10 protein-coding genes, 3 tRNA genes and 1 pseudogene (1 of these 14 running past the window's edge) are annotated in these 9854 nt (G+C 66.3%); 3 read left to right on the top strand and 11 right to left on the bottom strand.

Features of this window, described 5'->3' with window-relative positions:
- The 10 genes and pseudogenes from ACTJJM_RS20770 to ACTJJM_RS20725 all read right to left on the bottom strand — a co-directional run.
- A tRNA-Arg gene (locus tag ACTJJM_RS20770) sits at positions 1 to 55 on the bottom strand (it extends 122 nt beyond the left edge of the window).
- A gap of 58 nt (positions 56 to 113) precedes the next feature.
- Positions 114 to 190, bottom strand: a tRNA-Arg gene (locus ACTJJM_RS20765).
- Positions 191 to 222: 32 nt separating this feature from the next.
- A tRNA-Arg gene (locus tag ACTJJM_RS20760) sits at positions 223 to 299 on the bottom strand.
- A pseudogene (locus ACTJJM_RS20755) lies at positions 290 to 1217 on the bottom strand (alpha/beta hydrolase family protein). Before ACTJJM_RS20755 ends, ACTJJM_RS20760 begins: the two are co-directional and overlap by 10 nt.
- The gene (thiD, locus tag ACTJJM_RS20750) at positions 1214 to 2023 is read right to left on the bottom strand and encodes a bifunctional hydroxymethylpyrimidine kinase/phosphomethylpyrimidine kinase (protein ID WP_010484282.1); all 810 of its coding nucleotides are present in this window, start codon (positions 2021 to 2023) and stop codon (positions 1214 to 1216) included. Before thiD ends, ACTJJM_RS20755 begins: the two are co-directional and overlap by 4 nt.
- Positions 2024 to 2150: 127 nt before the next feature.
- A complete protein-coding gene (locus tag ACTJJM_RS20745; RefSeq protein ID WP_010484284.1) occupies positions 2151 to 2819 on the bottom strand; it encodes a YoaK family protein in 669 nt (222 codons plus the stop codon).
- A 12-nt stretch (positions 2820 to 2831) separates the two neighbouring features.
- On the bottom strand, positions 2832 to 3338 hold the full coding sequence (locus ACTJJM_RS20740) for a hypothetical protein (RefSeq protein ID WP_010484285.1): 507 nt from the start codon (positions 3336 to 3338) through the stop codon (positions 2832 to 2834).
- Complete coding sequence (locus ACTJJM_RS20735; protein WP_010484287.1) at positions 3335 to 4735, bottom strand: PhoH family protein; 1401 nt, start codon at positions 4733 to 4735, stop codon at positions 3335 to 3337. The genes ACTJJM_RS20740 and ACTJJM_RS20735 overlap by 4 nt, the downstream gene beginning before the upstream one ends.
- An 84-nt stretch (positions 4736 to 4819) precedes the next feature.
- Complete coding sequence (locus ACTJJM_RS20730; RefSeq protein ID WP_010484289.1) at positions 4820 to 5299, bottom strand: peroxiredoxin; 480 nt, start codon at positions 5297 to 5299, stop codon at positions 4820 to 4822.
- 92 nt (positions 5300 to 5391) lie between these two features.
- Complete coding sequence (locus ACTJJM_RS20725; protein ID WP_005409051.1) at positions 5392 to 5952, bottom strand: glycine cleavage system protein R; 561 nt, start codon at positions 5950 to 5952, stop codon at positions 5392 to 5394.
- Positions 5953 to 6116: 164 nt separating this feature from the next.
- Here ACTJJM_RS20725 and dapA point away from each other — a divergent pair, with 164 nt between their 5' ends.
- Complete coding sequence (gene dapA / locus ACTJJM_RS20720) at positions 6117 to 7010, top strand: 4-hydroxy-tetrahydrodipicolinate synthase (RefSeq protein WP_010484294.1); 894 nt, start codon at positions 6117 to 6119, stop codon at positions 7008 to 7010.
- A gap of 32 nt (positions 7011 to 7042) precedes the next feature.
- A complete protein-coding gene (locus ACTJJM_RS20715; RefSeq protein ID WP_010484296.1) occupies positions 7043 to 7558 on the top strand; it encodes a hypothetical protein in 516 nt (171 codons plus the stop codon).
- Between the two features lie 196 nt (positions 7559 to 7754).
- Here the strand turns inward: ACTJJM_RS20715 and fdxA are convergent, their stop codons facing one another.
- Positions 7755 to 8078 (bottom strand): ferredoxin FdxA, encoded by a 324-nt coding sequence (gene fdxA / locus ACTJJM_RS20710; protein ID WP_004153066.1) that lies wholly within the window; start codon positions 8076 to 8078, stop codon positions 7755 to 7757.
- 192 nt (positions 8079 to 8270) lie between these two features.
- On the opposite strand from fdxA, the gene ACTJJM_RS20705 reads away from it, so the two are divergent.
- Positions 8271 to 9695: a sugar porter family MFS transporter gene (locus ACTJJM_RS20705; protein WP_440865942.1), complete on the top strand. Its 1425-nt coding sequence runs from the start codon at positions 8271 to 8273 to the stop codon at positions 9693 to 9695.
- Positions 9696 to 9854: the final 159 nt, after the last annotated feature.

The raw sequence follows: 9854 nt of genomic DNA, 5'->3' as shown, positions 1-9854 counted from the left end.
ACTCCCGACCGCCTGGTTCGTAGCCAGGTACTCTATCCAACTGAGCTACGGGCGCGCGGTACACAATCAAATTTTAAAACATTTCCAGCGGCGGATGCTGAAAACCTGTCGAGTGGTGCGCCCGGAGAGATTCGAACTCCCGACCGCCTGGTTCGTAGCCAGGTACTCTATCCAACTGAGCTACGGGCGCCAATTACATAAACCTGTTGTGTTGACTGTGTATGGTGCGCCCGGAGAGATTCGAACTCCCGACCGCCTGGTTCGTAGCCAGGTACTCTATCCAACTGAGCTACGGGCGCCCTGCGACAGGAGCGGAATTATGCGGATGTCGGCGCGAACCGTCAACAGTTTTTGTGAAAATTTTCATCCAACTGAATGAAAAAGCTGTCAGCCACGGCGTCCGGCGCCTTCAGCCACGCGAAATGATCGGCGCGCGTGCCCAGTTCCTGCGCGGACAGCACGCGCAGCTGCGCGTCCACATTCGGCAGCTTCGCCAGCAGCGTCTGCATCGATCCGGTGGGGGCCAACCAGTCGTGCTCCATCAGCACCGCCTGTGCGCTGCCATGCACGCGCGCCATCTGCGCATCGAGGTCTTCGTCCATGCCGGACGCGGCGTAGTGGTTGTTCAGGCCCACGCGCGCCCAGTCGGCAATCAGCCCGCGCGCTTCGGTGCCACCAAAGCCGAGGCGACGGCCATGCAGGACGCCCTGGCGCCGCGCGATCCACGGCAGGAAGCGGTAGACCAGTGGCAGCAGCCAGCCACGCGGTGGCGGGAACCCGCGCCAGAACGGTGAGCCACTGGCGGCCAGCCATAGCCGGTTGAAGTAGTGCGGATTGCGGCCGGCATGCACGCAAGCCAGCTGCCCACCGAGACTGTGTCCACCGATGATCCAGGGCAGGGCGCCGGCGTCGTCATCCGCTGTGGCCATGACCGCCTGGCTGGTTGGCAGATCCTGTTCGAGTACCTCGCGATAGCCCCAGTCCTGCGTGCGCGACGGGCGCAGTGAACTGCTGCCGTTGCCGCGCCACTCGTGCAGGTAGACCGCCACGCCCTTCGCCGCCAGCGCCAATGCCAGTGGCAGGTAGTGGCGCGCGGCCACGCCCAGTGCCGGCAGCCACAGCAGGCGCGCGACGGGATGTGCAGGCACGCAGGCGATCACTTCGTAGCGATGGCCGTCGTTGCACTGCACGGCGAGGATGCGTGGCGTCAGGCTCATGCGTGCGGTGCCGCGCCGAAATGGTCGAGCACCAGCACTTCGCTGCGGCCCGGCGCATAGCCTTGCTGCAGCCCACGTGCAACGTAGTCGATGCCGGCTTCGCAGGCATTGGCCAGGCTCAGGCCATTGCACAGCTGCGCAGCAATGGCCGAAGCCAACGTGCAGCCGGTACCGTGCGCGTCCAGTGGCAGGCGCGCATGGATGAATTCTTCGCTGCTGACGCCGTCGAAATAGCGGTCGATCACGCGATTGCCTTCCTGCAGGTGACCGCCCTTGAGCAGCACTGCGCCCGCACCGAGGTCGAGCAGGGCTGAGGCGGCCTGTTCTGCGTCTTCGCCGTTGCTGATCTTCCGGCCGACCAGCAGTTCTGCTTCCGGCGTATTGGGGGTGATCAGCGTGGCCAGCGGGATCAGGCGCTCACGCATGGCCTGCAATGCGCTGTCTTCCAGCAGGCGTGCGCCGCTGGTGGCGACCATCACCGGGTCCAGCACCACGTGGGGCGGACGATGCTTCTCCAGTGCGTCGGCGACGGCATGGATCACTTCGGCGTTGGCCAGCATGCCGAGCTTCACCGCGTGGATGTCGAAGTCGTCGAAGCAGGCGTCCAGCTGCGCGCGCAGGAAGTCGATTGGTGGCACGTGCACGGCGGTCACGCCGCGGGTGTTCTGTGCGGTCAGCGCGGCGATCGCCGAAAGGCCGTGCACACGATGCGCGGCGAAGGCCTTCAGGTCGGCCTGGATGCCGGCGCCGCCGCCGGAGTCGGAGCCGGCGATGGTGAGGGCGGAAACGGGAGTGGTCGGGCTCATCAGGCGATTGTGCCGTGGTCCTGCAGGGGAAGGTAGATCCACGCCATGCGTGGATGCCTTTGATCCGCTAGGCGGGGTCAGATCCCATTTCCGCAGGAAAAGGGATCTGACCCCCAGAGCGCGACCCTCAGTGCCGCCAGCGCGCCCACTGCTGGTACAGCACATAGCCCAGCCCGGTCAGGCCGGTCAGCAGGGCGGGGGCGAGCAGGGCGTCGTACTGCCAGCGCATGAACAGCCAGGCGCCGATGATGCCGCCGGCGAGGAAGCCGCTGATGATCAGGCCGCTGAGGGTCAGGCGTCGTACCTGCAGCGGCAGCCCACGCAGCAGGTGGCCCAGGCCGATGCCGAGGTCGGTGAACATGCCGCTGAGGTGGGTGGTGCGTACCACCGCGCCACTGAAGGTGGTGGCCATCGCGTTCTGCAGGCCGCAGGCCATGGCGGCGGCCAGTGCGCCCCAGATCTGGTGCTGTTCGAACAGCGGAATGGCCACCAGCAGCAGCGCCGATTCCAGTGCCAGGGCCACGCCGTAGCGACGGCCCAGCTGCAGGGTGCTGTCCTGGATCAACAGGCCGCTGAGCATCGCGCCCAGCGAGAACGCGATCAGCAGTCCCCACAGGTGGCCGACCGCGCGCCAGTCACCCTGGGCCAGCGCCATGCCCAACTGGCTGGTGCTGCCGGTCATGTGGCTGACGGCCTGGTGTTCGAAACCGAGGAAGCCGACGACATTCACCATGCCGGCCACGCACGACAGCGCGACCGCGCCGATCCAGACCCAGGTGGGCAGGCGAATTCCCATCGGCGGGGCCCCTCAGGGCCCGCCGAAGCCGCCGTTGAACTGCAGCTCGCTGAAGGTGTTGTTGGCCGGGTCGAACACCGCGCCCCAGAACTGCGTGCCGCCGTCACAGACGCGGATCGCTTCCCGTGCCGGATTGATGCCGCTGTCGTCGGGCAGGTGGAAGGCGTTGATGTAGATCAGCCGCTTGCCGGCGCTTTCGATGCCGACGTACTGGCGGTCGAAGTCCAGCACCTTCGGTACCTGTGCCTCCAGCGATGACAGCCGCGCTTCCAGCTGGTCGACCTGCTGCCGGCTGGGCGCCCAGTACCCCGACACCCGCCCGGCCTCGCGGCCGGGGCTGGTGCGCGAGCAGGTGTCGAGTACCTGCGCGGCGATGATCGGGCGGGTGACCACCCAGGACTGGCCGGTGCGCTCGGCGGTCGGCACGCTGGCCGGGCCGCGCGTGGTCGTGCAGGCGCCGAGCACGGCTGCGAGGGTGATCGCAGCCGTAGGCAGCAGCAGGCGGGTGCAGCGGTTCACAACACCTCCGAAGCATAATCGGCCAGGCGCGAACGCTCGCCACGGCGCAGGGTGATGTGTGCACTATGCGGCCAGTTCTTGAAGCGATCCACCGCGTAGGTCAGGCCCGAAGTGGTTTCGGTCAGGTACGGGGTGTCGATCTGCTCGACGTTGCCCAGGCAGACGATCTTGGTGCCGGGGCCGGCACGGGTGATCAGCGTCTTCATCTGCTTCGGGGTGAGGTTCTGCGCCTCGTCCAGGATCAGGTAGCGCGACAGGAAGGTGCGGCCGCGCATGAAGTTCATCGAGCGGATCTTGATGCGGCTGGCGAGCAGGTCGTTGGTGGCCTGGCGGCCCCAGGTGCCGCCTTCCTGGTTGTGCGTGAGCACTTCCAGGTTGTCGGTCAGCGCGCCCATCCACGGCGTCATCTTTTCTTCTTCGGTGCCGGGCAGGAAGCCGATGTCCTCGCCGACGCTGACCGTGGCGCGGGTCATGATGATCTCGCGGTAGCGCTGCTGGTCCATGGTCTGGGCCAGGCCGGCGGCCAGCGCCAGCAGGGTCTTGCCGGTACCGGCGGTACCCAGCAGGGTGACGAAGTCGATCTCCGGGTCCATCAGTGCGTTCAGTGCGAAATTCTGCTCGCGGTTGCGCGCACTGATGCCCCACACGGCGTGACTGCCGTGGCGGAAATCATCGACCAGCGACAGCACCACCTTGCCATCGCCGACCACGCGGCTGACGCGCAGTTCGACCTCGTCTTCGCCGGGCAGGTAGACGTACTGGTTCGGGTACCATTCCTCGCCGTCCTGCGCGAGGATTTCGTAATGGGTACGGCCCTTGTCGCTCCAGCTGCGCAGGTCGTCGCCGTGGCGCTTCCAGAAGTCTTCCGGCAGCTCGGTGGCGCCGGTGTAGAGCAGGCTGAAATCGTCCAGCGCGCGGTCGTTCTCGTAGTCCTCGGACACGATGCCGGCGATGGCGGCCTTGATCCGCAGGTTGATGTCCTTGGAAACGAACACCACCGGCAGATCCGGCGTCTCTTCCTTCAGGGCCAGGATCGCGCCGAGGATGGCATTGTCGGGAATGACCTTGCCAAAGCTCTTGCCCGCGTCGAAATGACTGGTCTGGAAGCGCAGCTTGCCGGCGCTCTGCTTGCCGCGCAGCTGCAGGCCGTTGGGGCGCTGCAGCGGAATGCCGTCGGCCAGGTTGTCCAGGCCGGATTCCTGCACCAGTTCGTTGAGGAAGCGGCTCACCTGGCGGGCATTGCGGCTTGCCTCGGAGGTGCCCTTCTTGCCGTTGTCCAGCTCTTCGATCACCTGCATGGGCAGGTAGACGTCGTGCTCCTCGAATTTGAACAGCGCGGTGGGATCGTGCATCAGCACGTTGGTATCCAGCACGTAGATGCGCTTGCCTCGGGTCATCGTCGATTCCTGGTTACGGACAGGGAAAAACCACCACGGCCTGCTGCGGGGCAGGGTGATGGCAGACACAGTAGGCAGTGGGACTCACTTGGACTGGGAGGCCTTCAGTTCGGCGAGAACGGCATCGGCATGGCCGGCAACCTTGACCTTGCGCCAGGACTGCACGATGCGGCTGTCGGGGGAAATCAGGAAGGTGCTGCGTTCGATGCCACGTACCTGCTTGCCGTACATGTTCTTCATCTTGATCACGTCGAAGGCGCTGCACAGCGCTTCGTCGCCATCGCTGACCAGCGGAAAGTTGAAGCCCTGCTTGGCACAGAAGTTGTCGTGCGACTTCACTGAGTCGCGCGAGACACCGAGTACCACCGCGCCTGCCTTCCTGAACTTCGGCAGCAGCGCGTTGAAGTCGATGCCTTCGGTGGTGCAGCCGGGGGTGCTGTCCTTGGGATAGAAGTACAGCACCAGCCAGTGGCCGGCGTAGTCGCCGAGAGTGGCCTGTTCGCCACCGGACAGCGCCAGCGGCAGGGAGAGGGTGGTGCTGTCCAGGGTATCGCCGTTGTTCATGAGGTCCTTCTGTCGAGCCTGGGTTCTTTCTACGACAATTGCATGAAACGCCACGCGCCCGTGAGAGGCGCGCGAAAAATCCGCACTTCCGATCAGAATTTCATCGGGTCCATGATCGCGTCCAGGTTCAGGTGGTCGCAGAACTCGAGGAAATCGTCGCGCAGCGCGGCGATGTGCATGTTGGCCGGCACGCCGATGGTGACCTGCGCGCTGAACATTTCCGCACCGGTCTGCATGGCGCGGTAGCGCGTGCTCTGCAGGTTCTCGATGGTGATGCCCTGGCGGTCGAAGAAATCGGCCAGCTGGAACAGGATGCCCGGCTTGTCGGCGGCGATCACCTCGACGATGTACGGCAGCAGGTTGGACTGCGCCTGCTTGGCGGCGGTGCGGTACCAGACCAGCTTCAGGCCTTCCTCGCGCTCGAGCCGGGTCAGCATCGCTTCCAGCTTGGCCACCGAGTCCCACGAGCCGGTGGCCAGGGCGGTGACCGAGACATCGCGGCCGACCGTGGCCAGGCGTGCGTCCACCAGATTGCAGCCGCTGTCGGCGATGCGGCGGGTGACGGACAGCAGGGGGGACTCCGGATGCGTCGTATAGGCGTTGATCAGGAGGTGGTTTTCGCTCGGCGCGGGGCGCGGGGTGGTGTCGGTCAAGGCGATTCCGGGTAATGCATGCGTTAGTCTGAATGCCCGCCAGAGGCGGGGATCCACCGGTGTCCAGCATACTTGCCCGTGCTTTCGCGCCGCAAGTAACATTCAAGTCGCCCCCGGCCTTTCGTGGCGGGCGTTTTCCCTTCCCAGCCAAGAGCAGCACGTCCTTGTCCCTTTCCGGCCTCATCACCGCGCTGGCGACCCCGTTCCGGGCCGACGGCGCCCTCGATCCCGACGGTTGGCAGCGCCTGCTGCACCTGCAACTGGAAGGTGGCGTCCATGGCGTTGTCGTAGCCGGCTCGACCGGTGAAGCGGCAACCCTCACCGATGCCGAGTACGACCTGCTGCTGGCCAGCGCGGTCGAGCTTATCGGCGGCCGCATCCCGGTCATGGCCGGTACCGGCCTTTCGGGCACCGCCAAGACCATCGAACAGACCCGCCGTGCCGCCGCGCTCGGCGCCAGCCATGCGCTGGTGGTCACCCCGCCTTACGTGCGGCCGACCCAGGCCGGCCTGATCGCGCACTACCGCGCGGTGGCCGACCAGGGCGGGCTGCCGGTCGTGCTGTACAACGTGCCTGGCCGCACCGGTTGCGACATGCAACCGGAGACCGTGGCCGAACTGGCCAGCCATCCCAACATCGTCGGCATCAAGGAGGCGGTGGGCGACACCGGCCGGGTGCAGGCGCTGCTGGCCCTGCGCAGCCCGCAGTTCGCCGTGCTCAGCGGTGACGACGGCACGGCGGCCCGGTCGATCCAGGCCGGCGTCGATGGCCTGATCTCGGTCGGTTCCAACGTGCTTCCGGGCGCCTACCGCCGGATGTGCGAACTGGCCGCCGCGCACGATCACGAAGCCACCGCGTCGTGGGATGCGCGCCTGCATCCGTTCCATGATTTCTGTGGTGTCGAACCGAACCCGATTCCGGTCAAGGCGCTGCTGCGCCGCATCGGCATCGGTCACGACCTGCGCCTGCCGCTGCTGCCCCTGTCGGCGCCGCATCATCCGGCGGCCGACCACCTTGCCGGCGACATCGCCGCCCTCGAAGCCCTTTCCAGCCACTGACCTTCCGTCTTGGTCTGACCCAGGAGATTCACATGCGTCAATCCGTATCCACCGTCCGCGTGCTGTCCTACGCCCTGCTTGCGGTGGCCGTTGCCGCCGGCACCACCGGCTGCTTCAAGCGTGGTGTCAAGGGCGACTACGCCCTGGCCCCGGAAATGCGTCCGCTGGAAGTGCCGCCGGACCTGAACCTGCCGACCACCACCGGTGACAACAAGGTGCCGACGCTGGCATCGGCGACCAAGCCGGCCGCGCCTGCGGCTGCGGCCCCGGCCGTGGGCAACACCGGTTTCACCATCGCCGGTGGCAAGGACGAGGCTTTCGCCAAGGTCGGCACCGCGCTGGAAGGCGTGGAAGGTGTGACCATTGCCAGCCGCGCGCAGCTGCTGGGCTCGTATGACGTGGCCTACGAAGGCAGCAACTTCCTGGTCCGCGTGGTCGCCGTCGATGCTGGCGCCTACATCTCCGCGGTCGACCCGCGTGGCCTGCCGGCCACCGCCGAAGCGCCGGTGAAGCTGATCGCTGCGCTGAAGGCGAAGCTGGCGCAGTAAGGGCTGGTCGGGTGGGGGCGGGCCTTGGTCCGCACCCGCTCTGGTGGAGGCCGACCTTGGTCGGCGCTTCTGTGCCAACCAAGGTTGGCACCTGCCGGATCGCAAGGTTGGCATACCGGATCTTGCGGTTGGCGTTTACCGGAAAACAGAAAAGGGCGCCCGTGGGCGCCCTTTTCGTTGCCGCCGTGGGCGCTTCTCAGCGCTCCAGCAGCTTCAGCTTGTCCGGCTTGCCGTCCCATTCGCCGGCATCGGCGGGCGGGTCTTTGCGCACGGTCAGCACCGGCCACTCCTTCGCCAGCTCGGCGTTGAGGGCCACGAAACTTTCCTGGCCGGCAGGAACATCGTCCTCCGGGAAGATCGCGTTGACCGGGCATTCCGGTTCGCAGAGGGTGCAGTCGATGCACTCATCCGGGTCGATCACCAGGAAGTTGGGGCCTTCGTGGAAGCAATCCACGGGGCACACTTCCACGCAATCGGTGTGTTTGCACTTGATGCAGTTTTCGGTGACGACAAAGGGCATGGGCTGGGGGTGGATCGATTCCTGAACCCGCCAATTCTAGAACAGGTTGGCCCCCGGTGTCGGTGCGGGGCGGAAATCGGGCGTCTGGCAGGCGCGGCCGTGGCGGTCATTGGCGGCAGGGCGAGGCCTGTGCGACGCTGCGGGTCAGCCGGCTGCGTCGGATGGCCGGACCCCTTCCCAGCAGGATCGTCCATGTCCCCAGCCCAGCCCAACATCGCCTCCCATGGCGGTGAGAACACTGCATTCATCGTCCTGATCAGCTGCGTGGCCACCCTGGGTGGATTCCTGTTCGGCTTCGACAGTGGTGTCATCAATGGCACGGTCGATGGCCTGCGCCAGGCTTTCAACTCCAGTGAGGCGGCGCTCGGTTTCGAGGTCGCCTCGATGCTGCTGGGCTGCGCGATCGGTGCCTTCCTGGCCGGCTGGCTGGGAGATCGCCTGGGCCGTCGTGGCGTGCTGATCGCCTCGGCGCTGATGTTCCTGGTTTCGGCGCTGGGTGCCGGTGCCGCACACGCCTCCTGGTTGTTCATTGCCGCACGCGTGCTCGGCGGCTTCGCGGTGGGCGCGGCCAGTGTGATGTCGCCGGCCTACATTGCCGAGGTGGCTTCGGCGCGCTATCGCGGGCGTTTGGCCACGGTGCAGCAGATGGCGATCATCTGCGGCCTGTTCGCCGCCTTCCTCAGCAATTACCTGCTGGCCCGTGCCGCTGGGGCGTCGACCGAGCCGCTATGGCTGGGCCATGAGGCCTGGCGCTGGATGTTCTGGATGCAGGCGCTGCCGTCGGGGCTGTTCCTGCTGTTGTTGCTGGTGATTCCGGAAAGCCCGCGCTTTCTGGTCGTGAAAGGGCGTCAGCAGCAGGCGAGGGCGGTACTGTCGCGGCTGTACGGCGAGGCCGCTGCGGCGGCCAAGCAGGCCGAGATCGAAGCCAGCCTGGCGCAGGACCAGCACAAGCCGCGCTTTGCCGACCTGCGCGACACGGTCAGCGGCAAGCTGCGCCCGATCCTCTGGGTGGGCATCGGCCTGGCCATGTTCCAGCAGCTGGTCGGCATCAACGTGGTGTTCTACTACGGCGCGGTGCTGTGGCAGGCGGTGGGCTTCTCGGAAAGCGATGCGCTGCTGATCAACGTGCTGTCCGGCGCGCTGAGCATCGGCGCCTGTCTGCTGACGGTGCTGTTGATCGACCGCATCGGGCGCAAGCCGCTGCTGTGGATCGGTTCGGTCGGCATGTCGGTGGCGCTGGTGCTGATGGTGGTTGCCTTCGCCAGTGGCAGCCTGGCCGACGGTCGCCTGCAGCTGTCCGGCGGCATGGGCCGACTGGCGCTGGTGGCAGCCAACGTCTACGTGGTGTTCTTCAACATGTCCTGGGGCCCGGTGATGTGGGTGATGCTGGGCGAGATGTTCCCCAATCAGATCCGTGGTCCGGCGCTGGCGGTGGCCGGCGCCGCGCAATGGACCTCGAACTTCGCGATCACCGTGACCTTCCCGATGCTGCTGGCCGGCATCGGCCTGGCCGGCGCCTACGGCATCTATACGGTGGCGGCCATCCTCTCGATCGTCTTCGTGGTCCGCTACGTGCGCGAGACCAAGGGCAAGGAGCTGGAGCAGATGGAAGGCTGACGGCGACTGGCTTCGGTTGCATTCCGTTGGCGCCTGCCTGTCCAGAGTGTGAGGGGGCAGGCCGCCCTCTCCAGGACACGCAAAAGCCCATCCATGGTGCTCGATGGCGCCATCCATGGATGGGTTCACGGCGTGTCCTGCCCTGGGTGACCCCACCGG

This window comes from Stenotrophomonas sp. 22692, assembly GCF_052045015.1.
Lineage (GTDB): Bacteria > Pseudomonadota > Gammaproteobacteria > Xanthomonadales > Xanthomonadaceae > Stenotrophomonas > Stenotrophomonas geniculata.
Note: the sequence above shows the minus strand (reverse complement) of the source record. Positions and strands in the feature narration are given on the sequence as shown.

Excerpts from the sequence above, each read along its gene's own strand:
- ACTJJM_RS20705 (WP_440865942.1), top strand. The coding sequence starts at position 8,271 with ATGTCCCCAGCCCAGCCCAACATCGCCTCCCATGGCGGTGAGAACACT.
- ACTJJM_RS20735 (WP_010484287.1), bottom strand. The coding sequence starts at position 4,735 with ATGACCCGAGGCAAGCGCATCTACGTGCTGGATACCAACGTGCTGATG.
- ACTJJM_RS20730 (WP_010484289.1), bottom strand. The coding sequence starts at position 5,299 with ATGAACAACGGCGATACCCTGGACAGCACCACCCTCTCCCTGCCGCTG.
- thiD (WP_010484282.1), bottom strand. The coding sequence starts at position 2,023 with ATGAGCCCGACCACTCCCGTTTCCGCCCTCACCATCGCCGGCTCCGAC.
- ACTJJM_RS20715 (WP_010484296.1), top strand. The coding sequence starts at position 7,043 with ATGCGTCAATCCGTATCCACCGTCCGCGTGCTGTCCTACGCCCTGCTT.
- ACTJJM_RS20745 (WP_010484284.1), bottom strand. The coding sequence starts at position 2,819 with ATGGGAATTCGCCTGCCCACCTGGGTCTGGATCGGCGCGGTCGCGCTG.
- fdxA (WP_004153066.1), bottom strand. The coding sequence starts at position 8,078 with ATGCCCTTTGTCGTCACCGAAAACTGCATCAAGTGCAAACACACCGAT.